The organism is Caldifermentibacillus hisashii, from assembly GCF_039654145.1.
Lineage (GTDB): Bacteria > Bacillota > Bacilli > Bacillales > Caldibacillaceae > Caldifermentibacillus > Caldifermentibacillus hisashii.
This window is the reverse complement of the sequence record NZ_CP155467.1, coordinates 3,161,030-3,174,704: the sequence shown is the minus strand read 5'-3', so window position 1 is coordinate 3,174,704 and position 13,675 is coordinate 3,161,030. Positions and strand designations below refer to the sequence as shown.

The window sequence follows — 13,675 nt, the reverse complement described above, 5'->3', positions numbered from 1 at the left end:
TGTTCCTTTAGGAGGTAGACGTGTGCATACTTTTTTAATCGTATTACTAGTTATTGATTGCCTTGCTTTAATTGCTGTTGTCCTGTTGCAATCAGGGAAAAGTGAGGGTTTATCAGGTGCCATTTCCGGTGGTGCTGAGCAATTATTCGGTAAACAAAAAGCCCGTGGAATGGATTTAGTTCTTCAACGGATTACAATTGTCCTTTCAATCATCTTTTTCGTATTGACCATTTTACTTGCATATTTTGGTTATTAATGAATAAATCGATTCCTGGCCGCAATTGGTCAGGATTTTTTCTTTTGGAGAGAGGCTTTGCACTTTGTTTTACTTTTGCCTTAAGATTTTGTAAGCTGAATTCAGGAAATTATTTCCCCGTTTAAGCGGAAGTTTCATTTTACAAAGTTTAACTTTATCTTTTTTCGTAAAAAATACTAGTAGTTGTTTGTACATAGAGAGGAAGAATGGAATTGAAAATCGTTGCACCAAAGCCTTTTACGTTTCATAGAGGTCCAAGAGCTGTTTTACTATTGCACGGATTTACCGGGAATAGCGCCGATGTTCGAATGCTGGGAAGAGCACTTGAGAAACATGGATATACTTGCCACGCACCGATTTATCGCGGGCACGGGAAAACACCGGAAGAATTATTGAAATATACTCCGGATGATTGGTGGGAAGATGTCGTCCAAGCGTACGATGATTTAAAAAATATGGGCCATGATGAAATAGCGGTTGCCGGTCTTTCCCTTGGCGGACTTTTTTCTTTAAAACTTGGATACTCGAAGCCGGTAAAAGGGATTGTTCCCATGTGTGCCCCGATGTATTTTAAAAATAAAGATGTACTCTATCAAGGTGTTTTACAATTTGCCAGAGAATTTAAGGAAAAAGAAGGAAAAACGAAAGAACAAATTGAAAAAGAAATGAGTACATTCGATTCTAAAGAGCTGCAGCAATTATTGAAGGAAAATGAGCAGTTAGTCGATGAGGTGAAAACAAATATCGATATGATCTATGCCCCGATATTTATCGTACAGGCAAAAAATGACCAAATGGTGAATATTGATAGTGCAAAAATTATTTATAATGAAGTGGAGTCAACGGAGAAATCAATAAAGATGTATGAAGAGTCGGGTCATGTGATTACATTGGATAAGGAAAGAGAACAATTGCATGAAGATGTCCTTCAGTTTTTAAATAGCTTGGATTGGAAAGAATAAAAAAATCGAAAGGAGGTATTTACTTTGGAACAGCTAGCCTTAGTTGAAAAATTACTTGATTATATGAAAGAAGAAGCTTATAAACCGCTGACGGTCAGTGAGTTGGAAGCTGCTCTCGGAATTAATGACTCCAGTGAATTTAAAGATTTTGTCAAAACACTGGTATACATGGAAGAAAAGGGTCTCGTTGTTCGGACACGAAGCAACCGCTACGGACTTCCGGAAAAAATGAGCCTGATTCGCGGACGAGTTTCCGGACATGCGAAAGGTTTTGCTTTTGTTATTCCGGAAGAACCCGGCATGGATGATATTTTTATTCCTCCCGGTGAAACAAATACCGCTTTAAATGGTGACTTGGTGCTTGCAAGGGTTACAAAACAGAGTTCCGGAGCGAGAAGAGAAGGAACCATTATTCGTATTTTAGAACGAGGAACGAAACAAATTGTCGGTACCTATACACAAAGTGCGAATTTCGGTTTTGTCATTCCTGATGATAAAAAATTTAACGGAGATATTTTTATCTCAAAAGAAGCTTCGATGGGGGCAGTGGAAGGACATAAGGTTGTTGTCAACATTACCGTTTACCCGGAAGGCCGAATGAGTGCGGAAGGGGAAGTCGTCCAAATTCTTGGGCATAAAAATGACCCGGGGGTTGATATTTTATCGATCATTTATAAACATGGATTGCCTATGGAATTTCCGGATGAGGTGATGGAGCAAGCTCAAAACACGCCGGATATCATTACCGAAAGTGAGCTGGCAAACCGCCGTGATCTCCGCGACCAAGTGATTGTAACGATTGACGGTGCTGATGCAAAAGATTTGGATGATGCGGTTACCGTGACGAAATTGGAAAATGGTAATTACAAATTAGGCGTCCATATTGCCGATGTCAGCCATTATGTAACGGAAGGAAGCCCGATTGACCGTGAAGCGTTTGAACGAGGGACAAGCGTGTATTTGGTTGACAGGGTCATTCCGATGATTCCCCATCGTCTGTCGAACGGCATTTGTTCTTTGAATCCACACGTTGACCGCCTGACATTATCTTGTGAAATGGAGATTGATGAACATGGCACAGTTGTCAGTCACGAAATTTTCCAAAGTGTGATTAAAACAACGGAGCGGATGACTTATGCGGACGTTAATAAAATTTTAGTCGATAAAGATGAAGAAATTCGGAAAAAATACGAGCCGATTGTCCCTATGTTCGAATTAATGGAAGAATTGGCTTCCATTTTACGTCATAAACGGATGAACCGGGGAGCGATTGATTTTGATTTTAAAGAAGCAAAAGTGTTGGTTGATGAAGAAGGACACCCGACTGATGTCGTCACAAGGGAACGGTCGGTTGCTGAACGGTTAATTGAGGAGTTTATGTTAGCCGCCAATGAAACGATTGCCGAACATTTCCATTGGCTCGAGGTACCTTTTATTTACCGAATTCACGAAGACCCGAAAGAGGATAAATTACAGCGGTTTTTTGAGTTTATCACGAATTTCGGCTTGATTGTAAGGGGAAAAGCCAATTCCGTTCATCCTCGTGCGTTACAAGAAATTCTCGATGAAGTCCGAGGCAAACCGGAAGAAATGGTCGTTAATACGGTAATGCTCCGTTCGATGCAACAGGCGAAATATTACCCGGAAAATTTGGGCCATTTTGGATTATCAACCGAGTTTTATACCCATTTTACTTCACCGATTCGCCGGTATCCTGATTTAATTGTTCATCGCTTGATTCGGACGTATTTAATTGATGGAAAAATTGACCCGGCCACTCAGGCAAGATGGGATGCGATGTTACCGGAAATCGCCGAGCATACATCAAAAATGGAGCGGCGTGCAGTCGATGCTGAACGCGAAACCGATGAATTGAAGAAAACCGAATTTATGTTGGATAAAATCGGTGAGGAGTTCGATGGCATTATTAGTTCCGTAACAAACTTTGGTCTATTTGTTGAACTGCCGAATACGATTGAAGGACTCGTCCACGTTAGCTACTTAACCGATGACTATTATCATTATGATGAACGGCAATATGCGATGATTGGCGAGCGAACCGGTAATGTTTTCCGAATTGGCGATGAGATTACTGTTCGCGTGATTAATGTTAATAAAGATGAACGTTCGATTGATTTTGAAGTTGTCGGCATGAAGTCCACGAGACGTTCGGAGCGAAAAGAAGCGCCAAAAATCGTTGTTGCCAATCCGAATAAAAAACCGCGGAACGGTAGCAAAAACGGAGACAGTCGCTCAGATAAGAAACCGAAGAAGAAAAAGAAATTTTATGAGAATGCTCCGAGTGCAAAACGGAAAAAGAAAAAAACAAGGTAGGAATCATTGTGTGTGCGGTCCAAGTATGGCGATGTTGGACATTTTAGCTTATATTTCACCAAATCTCGTAGGAATCATTTTAGGTACGGTCCAAAGGAGAGGGGCTGTGCCTATTTAAAATTTGATTGGTTACAAAATTGCATATTTCTTATAAAGTTAAAGATAAACCCGTTTGAAAATGCTTAAATGTTCTCAAAGAAAATTTGCTTCCATCACAAATTGCTTTTCTCCCCGTTTTTTGCTAAAATAAAGGTTACTGGGGGAATGCACTATGCCAAAAGGTAGAGGGAAAATCGTTGCCCAAAACAAAAAAGCTTTTCATGATTATTTTATTGAGGAAACCTATGAGGCCGGAATCGTCTTGCAAGGAACTGAGATTAAATCCATTCGTGCAGGTCGTGCCAATTTAAAAGATGCATATGCCCGGATTGAAAAGGGCGAGGTGTTCTTACACAATATGCACATTAGCCCATATGAGCAGGGGAACCGCTATAATCATGACCCGCTGCGAACAAGGAAATTGCTTTTGCATAGAAAAGAAATTAATAAATTAATTGGTGAAACGAAAGAATCCGGTTATTCCCTTGTTCCGTTAAAAATTTATTTGAAGGACGGTTTTGCTAAAGTCGAGCTTGCTTTAGCTAAAGGTAAGAAAAAATACGATAAACGAGAAGACTTGAAGAAGAAAGAAGCAAAACGGGATATTGAACGAGCATTCCGGGAAAGACAAAAGATGTAAACCGAAACAAAACATTCCATTTGTTTTTTTAGTTGTTTTTGCTATAATAAAGATGTCGCAAGGAAAGACCAGCGACAAAAAACAATTGAATAGTAGCTAAGTAAAAACTATTCCATAACTAACCTATACAACATGGGGACGTTAAGGATTCGACAGGGATAGGTCGAGCTTAAGCTGCGAGTCGAGTCGGCGAGCTCGTAAATAACGCCACGCCAATAATAACTGGCAAATCTAACAATAACTTAGCTTTAGCTGCCTAATAGCTGCTTAAGCTGCTCCTCCCTCCATCGCCCACGTGGTAGGGTCAGGGGCTCATCTGAGTGGGATACGCCGGTTGCCTGCCGTCTGAAGGCGAAGGAAGAGAACAATCAGACTAGCGTTCACAGAGCCTGTCGATAGGCCGAGTGAATCGCGAAATGCCAATATATCGACTACACTCGTAGACGCTTAAGTGCCGATATTTCTGGACGTGGGTTCGACTCCCACCGTCTCCACCATACATATTTGGTGGATATTCTAGAGTTTTTTGTTTTTTTAGCTTTTTGTTTATTTACTTCTGTAAAGGGTATTTCTGAATTTAAATGATAAGGGTGTCATAATCTTCTCTAATATGAGGATTGAAATTTGGATAACCGAATAAACAATGACAGACCAGTCATAGCGGCTGGTCTATCTTATTTGAAAAAATTTTTCTTCAAAGAGAAGCTTATTTCTCAACTGGTTCGAATCATACTTCCCGTTTCTGGCAGTAACTGATTCATAGTGATTGAGTATAAACTAGGATCTTAAGCACTTTTGGTTTACTTTTAGAAAAGGTTTTTTGTTCTAGTATGTCGAGAACTATAGTTTTACTTTTAAAATTAGTTTACATAATTGTTAAATTGCTTATTTGTTTCTATTTAAAAAAACTATTACCATATGTTAGAATGAAGTTACTTTTAAAAAAAGGATAAAAAATAAAGTTATCTACAAAGAATAACAAAACTAGACAAAATGTAAACTATCATATTTGTTTCGTTGGTTGCTAACGGTTTATTGATTAAAAAGAGGCGTATTTGTTTAATTAAAATGGATTACATACCTTCAAATCAAATGTATATAATTGTATACTAAATTTAAAGTAAACTCAGTAACAATTAAAGGATGAAGTGCAATGAAAAAAATAGGTAGGAACGACTTATGTCCGTGTGGCAGTGGAAAGAAATATAAGAACTGCTGTGGAAAGAGTAATGTTATTACGATGGAATCTTTAATAGAGAAGGAATTAATGAATGTACAGGTGGATCTTCTTAAGTTTGCACTTGAAAATTATGAAGAAGAAGTGAATGAATTCATTGCAGATTGGATAGAAGACTTGGATATTCCCGAGGAAGCTCTTGAGATGTTTTACTTTTTTACATTAGTATGGGCGATTACCGATTTTGAAATATATGGAAAAACAATACTTGAACATTTTATTGATAAAAAAGGTTCGAAATGGAATCGTCCAAGGATAAGGAATATTTTACCAACATGGAGTCAAGCAAAACCTTCCGTTGCCATCATTGAAGAGCAAGATGAAAATCAGCTGTTAACGCTAGAAGATATTTTTACTAATGAAATAAAAAAAGTGAAGGTACTGGAGGACCATCCGGTAGAAACGGGTGGAATTGTGGTTGGTATCCTCTTGCCTGCAGGTGAAATATTTATTTTCTTTACTTCATTTATTGATTTACCGGCTGGTTTAACAGAAAAAGTCAAGAAAGGGGTATATCAACTATTTGAAAAAAGTGACGAAGGGAATCCAAACGAATTTTTATCTACTTTTTACCCTGAAATCCTTCATTTCTTTATATTTGGTCCAAATCCAGCTGCAGAAGATTTAGAATGGTTATCCCCAAAACATTTAGAAGTTGCCCAAGAATTTCAGGATTATATGGAAGATATATATGATGAAGTCATTATAAAGTTGGGTGTCTACCTCTGGCACCAATATTGTTTGAAGAAAAATCCGAAAGTTATGAAACCAAGTGTCTATGTTGCGACATTAAGATATTTAATCGATCAATTCATTCCTTATGGAGAATGGGTTACGCAAAATGAATTAGCTGAGGAGTTTGAAATTTCCAGCAGTAGTTTATCTGCCAAGTACCGAGATATGGAAAAGGTACTCAAAGAAGAATTGGATGAACTGGAGGAAAAACTTGCTAATAGTGCTGATGAAATGTATGACGATTTTCAACATGAGGGCGATGATGAGTTTTTGGTGGAGAACTTTGCCGAGGAAGAGGATTCCTTCATCAATTCGAGATTTAGCATGGAGCGAGAACTTCTGAGATTGGAAAATGAAACGAGCAATCGAGATTTTGAAACAATGGATGATATCCAAACATTTTTAAATCAACAAGTAAATCAACAAAGTGTCAAGAAACCTTTATCCAATAAGGAAAAAGCACAGGATTTAATATATGATGCTTACGATTCAACCGGTAAAAAGCGAATAGAATTGGCAAAAAAAGCTTTAAAATTATATCCGAACATTCCGGATGCTTATAATATTTTAGCTGAATTGGAACTAAATCCGCTTAAGGAAGAGCAACTACTACTAAAGGCTATAGAGGTTGGAGAAAAAGAACTAGGAAAAGATTTTATTAAAGAAAATAAGGGATACTTCTGGGGAATTGTTAGTACTAGACCTTATATGAGAGCGAAATTCAATTATGCTGATTTCTTACATGAAAATGAACGGTTTGAAGAGGCGATTCGCCAGTATGAAGACCTCTTAGAATTAAATCCAAATGATAATCAAGGTGCTCGCTACGAGTTATTTATTGTCTATGTGGAATCGGGATTATTTAAAAAAGCAGAGGCTCTCTTAAAGAAATATAACGAAACAACAACAGCAAACGGAGCCTATAATTTAGTGTTGATTGAACTTTTACAAAATGGTGTGACGAATAAGGCAAAACAACTTCTGAAAAAAGCAAAACAGCAAAATCCATATGTGCTCGATTATTTATTGGGGAAAAAGGATATACCGATGTATCTGCCTAGCCACTATCAATTAGGTAGTGAATCAGAAGCCATTATTTACGCTGATAATCATTGGACCTTATGGGCAGGTAATCCTAAATTATTGGATTTTCTAAAGAAAGGTAAGTAAGCAATCTTGTTTCTTGCGAGGGAAATTCTTATTTTTGTCGACCAAGCCGAAAATCGTCCAGTTCTGAGTGAAGATTATAATCCAATGAAAAAGAGCAAAATATTCAATTACATCCATATATAGACGTATCATTGTGGTTAATCGTACTTATATTGTGTTCTTAGACTTATTTCGAGCGGTTTTTTCGTAGCCTCTGAAAATTGCATATTTTATCTGCGAGATCCAATCTTGTCAACACTTTGAAGTGAGAAACTCTATATTTTTGTTGACGAGACTGGTCTCGCTGCTAAGTTAAAACCCGAAAATTTCCGATTTTTTCATGGTAAAATTAGGTAATGTGTTATTAGTCTTAAATCTTTCAAAATAACATTTTGGTGCTAATCATCGAATGAAATTTATATATTATGGGAAAAATTAGTTGTTTTTGTTTACAGGGATTAGAGAACGGCAATGAATAAAACATTAATAAATCGCACTCTAAATATTAAAAGTGCATGGACTTGCTTTTTCCATGCATCTTTTGGATATCGGCATAACTAAGTTTTTAAAGTTTTATGGATATAGTTAACAATTATTTATCGAGATGATTAAAATTCTTCATAAATGGCCGGGTCTTGGTTTTGTAACCTGCCATCAGGCCTTGTTAGTCCATTAATCATTTGCATTTCTGATTCATCTAAGGAAAAATCAAAAATAGAGAAATTTTCCAATTGCCGCTCTGGTGAAGCCGATTTTGGTATGGAAATTGCCCCTAATTGATAATGCCAACGTAAAATAATTTGAGATACGGTCTTTTGGTGGCGGTTTGCAATTTCTTTTATGGTTTCATTTTCGAGAACAGCATTGGCTCTCCCTAGAGGGCTCCATGATTCGGTTATAATATGATGTTCTTGATGATATTTTCTTTGTTGTTCCTGATTAAAAAATGGATGTAATTCAATTTGATTAATACTTGGTTTGACACCGGTTTCTTTCTCTAAACGTTCAAGATGTTCCGGTAAAAAATTACAAACACCGATGGACCGAATGAATCCCCATTTTTTTGCATCAATTAATGCCTGCCACGCCTCAACATATTTGTCTTGTTTTGGATTTGGCCAATGAATTAAATATAAATCATAATAATCGAGATGAGCACGATATAAAGATTCTTGGATGGCTGTAATAGCTAGTTCATAGGATTGATAGCGACCAGGCAATTTGGATGTAATGAGAAGATCCTGCCTTGGAACAGAACTACGTCGAACTGCCTCACCAACCGTCCCTTCGTTTTCATAATTATAGGCACTGTCAATTAAGCGATAACCGATGTTGATTGCGTTCGTGATGGCATTGACACCCATACTACCTTTTAATTTGTATGTACCCAGTCCAATAACCGGTAAAGTAAGTCCGTCATTTAAAGTAATCTCCGGTACTTGATTCATCATACGCTCTCCTTTCTATCCCATATTCCGCACGTGATATAAATGCAGCTGTTTAAAGTATTGTCAACAATCTTTTGCGTATTCGCCTTAACGTAAAACTGAAACATTGTGAAGTCTGTTCATCAATTTACTATGATTTTAGCTTTCAGAACAAATTATGAGACGCTGTACGGAATTTGGTTTATATAATTATTTTATACGAATCTGAAAAAAATTTGAAATGTAATGATGACATAGTAAGAAACACCCAAAGAGCGAAAAAGGACACTTAGGTATTGTACCATGGAAAACCAATAAATCGGGGAACTCGTTTTCGTCGCCATTTTGGGGTGAAAAATGCTCTGTTTTGGCGACGAGACCCGTTTTCGTCACCATTTTGGGTTGGAAAAAGCTCAATTTTGGCGGCGAGACCCGTTCTCGTCACCATTTTGGGGTGAGAAACTCCATTTTTTGACGACGAGCCTCAATCTCGTCACCGTTTTTAAGTGAAAAATGCTTGTTTTTGGCGACGAGCCTCAATCTCGTCACCTTTTTTGAGCGAAAAACTCAATTTTTTGGCGACGAGACTAATTCTCGTCGCCACTTTGAAGTGAAAAAAGCTCAATTTTGACGACGAGACCCGTTCTCGTCACCATTTTGAGGTGGGAAATGCTCTATTTTGACGACGAACCTCAATCTCGTCACCTTTTTTAAGTGAAAAATGCTTGTTTTTGGCGACGAAAGCCAACCTCGTCGCCACTTTGAAGTGGAAAAAGCTCAATTTTGGCGGCGAGACCCGTTCTCGTCACCATTTTGGGGTGAGAAGCTCCATTTTTTGACGACGAGCCTCAATCTCGTCACCGTTTTTAAGTGAAAAATGCTTGTTTTTGGCGACGAGCCTCAATCTCGTCACCTTTTTTGAGCGAAAAACTCAATTTTTTGGCGACGAGACTAATTCTCGTCGCCACTTTGAAGTGAAAAAAGCTCAATTTTGACGACGAGACCCGTTCTCGTCACCATTTTGAGGTGGGAAATGCTCTATTTTGACGACGAGCCTCAATCTCGTCACCTTTTTTAAGTGAAAAATGCTTGTTTTTGGCGACGAAAGCCAACCTCGTCGCCACTTTGAAGTGGAAAAAGCTCAATTTTGGCGGCGAGACCCGTTCTCGTCACCATTTTGGGGTGAGAAACTCCATTTTTTGACGACGAGCCTCAATCTCGTCACCGTTTTTAAGTGAAAAAAGCCCAATTTTGACGACGAGCCCTATTCTCGTCGCCACTTTGAAGTGAAAAATGCTCTGTTTTGGCGACGAGACCGAATCTCGTCACCATTTTGGAGTGAAAAATGCCCTATTTTGGCGACGAGACCGAATCTCGTCACCTTTTTTGGGTGAAAAACTCAATTTTTTGGCGACGAGCCTCAATCTCGTCACCTTTTTTGAGCGAAAAACTCAATTTTTTGGCGACGAGACTAATTCTCGTCGCCACTTTGAAGTGAAAAAAGCTCAATTTTGACGACGAAACCCGATCTTGTCACCATTTTAAGGCGACAAACACCATATTTTGCCGACAAGACTACTCAATTACTTTTGGTTGCTGCTTTTATGGGTTTAACCTCATTATCGTAAGAAAAAAGAAGGACAATATAAAATCGGCATCCTATTAATTTGCTTCAAATATTTAATCCCTTCATTTTAAATTCTCTAATAAAGGAGTAAAATAGTATAGTATTAATCGGGATTAAAAAGGAGTGGAATGACATCATGAGTGAGATTCAATGGCTGGATGAAGTCTTGAAAAGAAAAGAAGACCTGATTAAAGATTTACAAAGTTTTTTACAAATCAAAAGTGTACTCGATGAAGAGCATGCAACAGCAGATGCTCCCCTCGGACCGGGAATTAAGAAAGCTCTGAAATATATTCTTGATTTGGGAGAGAAAGATGGATTCAAAAGTAAGAATGTCGGTAATTTGGCCGGCCATCTGGAAATGGGTCAAGGAGAAGAACTTCTTGGTATCTTAGGTCATATCGATGTGGTACCGGAGGGAGATGGTTGGAGTGTTGACCCGTATGGTGCGGTGATTAAAGACGGGAAAATTTATGCTCGCGGTTCCAGTGATGATAAAGGACCGACAATGGCTGCGTATTATGGGATGAAAATTGTAAAAGAATTAGGTCTGCCACTAAATAAAAGAGTGCGGTTGATTATTGGAACTGATGAAGAAAGCGGCTGGCGTTGTGTTGATCACTACTTTAAACATGAAGAAATGCCGACAATCGGATTTGTCCCGGATGCGGATTTTCCAATTATTTATGCAGAAAAGGGAATTTCCAATTTTGATATCGTTCAACCGGCACAGGAAGGACAAGCCACCGGACAAATTGAATTATTATCTTTTCAATCCGGACGCAGATACAATATGGTCCCTGATTTTGCGGAAGTGCATGTACATGTCCAAGATGAAACGGTTGACCTCGAACATAGTTACCAAGCATTTCTTAATGAAGCGAACTTAGAAGGGAATATTTCTACAAACGGTAAGGAACGGATCCTGACCTTGATTGGTGTCAGTGCCCATGGTGCCGAACCACGAAACGGCAAAAATGCGGGAATTTTTATGGCAAAATTTTTGAATGAATTTCAATTGGATGAATCCGGAGCAAAATTTGTCGCAACTGTTTCCCGATTTTTTAACCAAAGCCGTGGAGAAGTATTCGATATTCAATATACGGATGACGTTTCGGGTGACTTGACTATCAATGTGGGGATCATGAGTTACCAAAAAGAAACCGGTGGAAAGATTGGGTGCACTATGCGCTATCCGGTCACCTTTGATATTGAAAAAGGAAAAGCAAAAATTGAAGCATTGGTAAAAGAAATAGGGTTTCAATTGGCGGAATTCACTGATTCTAAGCCGACTTATGTCAAAGCAGACGACCCGTTAATCCTAACGTTGCAAAAAGTTTATAAAGAACAAACCGGTGAAAAAGCAGAACTCCTCGCTATTGGCGGTGGTACATATGCCAGAGCATTAAAACATGGTGTAGCTTTCGGTGCCATGTTCCCGGGACGTGAAGATGTAATGCACCAAAAAGACGAATACGCCTATGTGGACGATTTGCTTAAAGCAACTGCCATTTACGCTCAAGCCATCTATGAATTGGCAAAAGCTTAAGGGTTGAGTATTGAAATTAAACGGTTGGCAATCAAGGCAAGATATGCGAATGAGTGTGAAAAAACTAAAGTGGACCTCATAAAGTTGCATCATTGTTCAAACTTGGATCCTCAGTATATCCTCAAGTTTTTGGATACAGGATGGGAAATTGTTAGGTCTTAGAATGTGCATATGTGAACAATTACGTTCCTTGTAGAAAATAAAAGTAACCTGCAAAATGCTTTAAGGCGCCTTCATGGGGATCGGAAGAAATAAACCGACGTATCTCTGGAAGGCGCCTAATATATTAGGTCTTCAAACTTTAAACATCTTCATTTCAGCCATAAAAAGCACCTTTTTTAAAATAATCAAATTGTCCATGTACATCTAACAATAATCTCAATTAGTTTTTTTATATTATCTCTTATATTACCAACTTGGTAGTTTCCGTTGTTTTATTTTTAGTAGTAATGTTTTCCGTTGCGCTTAGGAAAGAGTTTGGATTAACATGAAATCGTTTTCATATTAAGATAAAGACAGGTAGTTGATAAAGAGAAGCACCAAACAGTTAATAAAGTTCAATACAGTAGGGACGAACCAAAAAAATATAAGTTGAAGTGCATAACAGTTACCGAAACACAGCGGATTTCCAACTCGAGTAGTATTGAGACCAGGAAATCAGGGATAAAGTGTTGAAAATAGGGCAGTATTAAATTTTTTCATGTGGAGCAGAAATTGATAGACACACCCTCTTTTCCTACCAAATTCAAACAAAAAACCAGGCTCCACTAGCAGAAGTTAGTGTTTTACAAAAAATGGTGGAGAAGCCATAATTTTATAACTTAAGGGTGATTTTGATGAACATAGAAGAAATTAGTTTTCAAATTATACTAAATGGAGGAAACGCTCGAAGTTTAGCTGCGGAGGCAATAAACTTTGCTAAAGCAGGTGAGTTTGACAAAGCTGAACAAAAAATTGAAGAAGCCAACGAAGCCATGATAATCGCTCACCGTTTTCAAACAGATCTTATTCAGGGGGAAGCTCGTGGGGAAAAAGTAGAGATTCGTTTAATCCTCATTCACGCACAGGATCATTTAATGAATGCAATGACAGTTATCGACCTTGCAAAAGAAATAATAGAACTTTATAAAAAAACGAATGAACTGGAACTACGAGAACTACGAAAGAGTTAAAAAATTATCAAGCTTCAATTTTTATTCTGTTTAAAAATGTATGATCAAGTCCTATGAATGGAATTATGGAGAACATGGTATGCTTAACACCCCAAAAATCCATTTTTCTAAAAATACATTTATAGGCAAGTTTAAATAACTTTAATAAAATGGAGGAATTTATTATGAAAAAAGCATTAATTATTTGTGCAGCTGGTATGTCATCTTCTTTAATGGCAAAGAAGACAACGGAATTTTTAAAAACAAAAGGTCTTGAAATTGAAGTGGATGCCGTTTCAGCTAATGAAGGTAATAAGATGATTGAGAAGAATGAATTTGATTTATTTTTAATTAGCCCTCAAACAAAGATGTATTTTCAAAAGTTTAAGGAAGCCGGTGAACGGGTAGGAAAGCCAGTTGTGAACATCCCACCGCAAGCATATATCCCTATTCCAATGGGTGTTGAAAAGTTAGGGAACTTAATTTTACAAGAACTTCCTAAAGAGTAA

General features: G+C 37.9%; 10 protein-coding genes and 1 other RNA gene. 9 read left to right on the top strand and 2 right to left on the bottom strand.

The features are described from left to right. Positions 1–22: 22 nt before the first annotated feature. The 6 genes from secG (at position 23) to NSQ14_RS15435 (ending at position 7,433) form a co-directional block, all read left to right on the top strand. Entirely contained in the window at positions 23–256 is a 234-nt protein-coding gene (gene secG / locus NSQ14_RS15460) for a preprotein translocase subunit SecG (RefSeq protein ID WP_034772426.1), read from the top strand. Positions 257–468: 212 nt separating this feature from the next. Then, on the top strand, positions 469–1,218 hold the full coding sequence (locus NSQ14_RS15455; RefSeq protein ID WP_346216565.1) for a carboxylesterase: 750 nt from the start codon (positions 469–471) through the stop codon (positions 1,216–1,218). Between the two features lie 63 nt (positions 1,219–1,281). Further along, on the top strand, positions 1,282–3,552 hold the full coding sequence (rnr, locus tag NSQ14_RS15450; protein WP_251241135.1) for a ribonuclease R: 2,271 nt from the start codon (positions 1,282–1,284) through the stop codon (positions 3,550–3,552). 271 nt (positions 3,553–3,823) lie between these two features. After that, on the top strand, positions 3,824–4,291 hold the full coding sequence (gene smpB, locus NSQ14_RS15445) for an SsrA-binding protein SmpB (RefSeq protein WP_034772420.1): 468 nt from the start codon (positions 3,824–3,826) through the stop codon (positions 4,289–4,291). 134 nt (positions 4,292–4,425) lie between these two features. Continuing rightward, positions 4,426–4,788, top strand: a transfer-messenger RNA (tmRNA) gene (gene ssrA / locus NSQ14_RS15440). Between the two features lie 656 nt (positions 4,789–5,444). Then, positions 5,445–7,433, top strand: a complete 1,989-nt coding sequence (locus NSQ14_RS15435; protein WP_346216564.1) for a tetratricopeptide repeat protein — start codon at positions 5,445–5,447, stop codon at positions 7,431–7,433. Positions 7,434–8,020: 587 nt separating this feature from the next. Here NSQ14_RS15435 and NSQ14_RS15430 read toward each other — a convergent pair. Both NSQ14_RS15430 and NSQ14_RS15425 read right to left on the bottom strand, forming a co-directional pair. Next, on the bottom strand, positions 8,021–8,863 hold the full coding sequence (locus tag NSQ14_RS15430; protein WP_251241038.1) for an aldo/keto reductase: 843 nt from the start codon (positions 8,861–8,863) through the stop codon (positions 8,021–8,023). Between the two features lie 265 nt (positions 8,864–9,128). Further along, the gene (locus NSQ14_RS15425; protein WP_161792829.1) at positions 9,129–9,287 is read right to left on the bottom strand and encodes a hypothetical protein; all 159 of its coding nucleotides are present in this window, start codon (positions 9,285–9,287) and stop codon (positions 9,129–9,131) included. Between the two features lie 1,315 nt (positions 9,288–10,602). Here NSQ14_RS15425 and pepV point away from each other — a divergent pair. The 3 genes from pepV (at position 10,603) to NSQ14_RS15410 (ending at position 13,675) form a co-directional block, all read left to right on the top strand. After that, on the top strand, positions 10,603–12,015 hold the full coding sequence (gene pepV / locus NSQ14_RS15420) for a dipeptidase PepV (RefSeq protein WP_346216563.1): 1,413 nt from the start codon (positions 10,603–10,605) through the stop codon (positions 12,013–12,015). An 836-nt stretch (positions 12,016–12,851) separates the two neighbouring features. After that, complete coding sequence (locus NSQ14_RS15415) at positions 12,852–13,187, top strand: PTS lactose/cellobiose transporter subunit IIA (protein WP_041844588.1); 336 nt, start codon at positions 12,852–12,854, stop codon at positions 13,185–13,187. A gap of 164 nt (positions 13,188–13,351) precedes the next feature. Then, entirely contained in the window at positions 13,352–13,675 is a 324-nt protein-coding gene (locus NSQ14_RS15410) for a PTS cellobiose transporter subunit IIB (RefSeq protein WP_034772377.1), read from the top strand.

Bases quoted from the DNA above. Each gene is read 5' to 3' on its own strand.
- rnr (WP_251241135.1), top strand. From the start codon at position 1,282: ATGAAAGAAGAAGCTTATAAACCGCTGACGGTCAGTGAGTTGGAAGCT.
- smpB (WP_034772420.1), top strand. From the start codon at position 3,824: ATGCCAAAAGGTAGAGGGAAAATCGTTGCCCAAAACAAAAAAGCTTTT.
- NSQ14_RS15435 (WP_346216564.1), top strand. From the start codon at position 5,445: ATGAAAAAAATAGGTAGGAACGACTTATGTCCGTGTGGCAGTGGAAAG.
- NSQ14_RS15430 (WP_251241038.1), bottom strand. From the start codon at position 8,863: ATGATGAATCAAGTACCGGAGATTACTTTAAATGACGGACTTACTTTA.
- NSQ14_RS15425 (WP_161792829.1), bottom strand. From the start codon at position 9,287: ATGGTGACGAGAACGGGTCTCGCCGCCAAAATTGAGCTTTTTCCAACC.
- pepV (WP_346216563.1), top strand. From the start codon at position 10,603: ATGAGTGAGATTCAATGGCTGGATGAAGTCTTGAAAAGAAAAGAAGAC.
- NSQ14_RS15415 (WP_041844588.1), top strand. From the start codon at position 12,852: ATGAACATAGAAGAAATTAGTTTTCAAATTATACTAAATGGAGGAAAC.
- NSQ14_RS15410 (WP_034772377.1), top strand. From the start codon at position 13,352: ATGAAAAAAGCATTAATTATTTGTGCAGCTGGTATGTCATCTTCTTTA.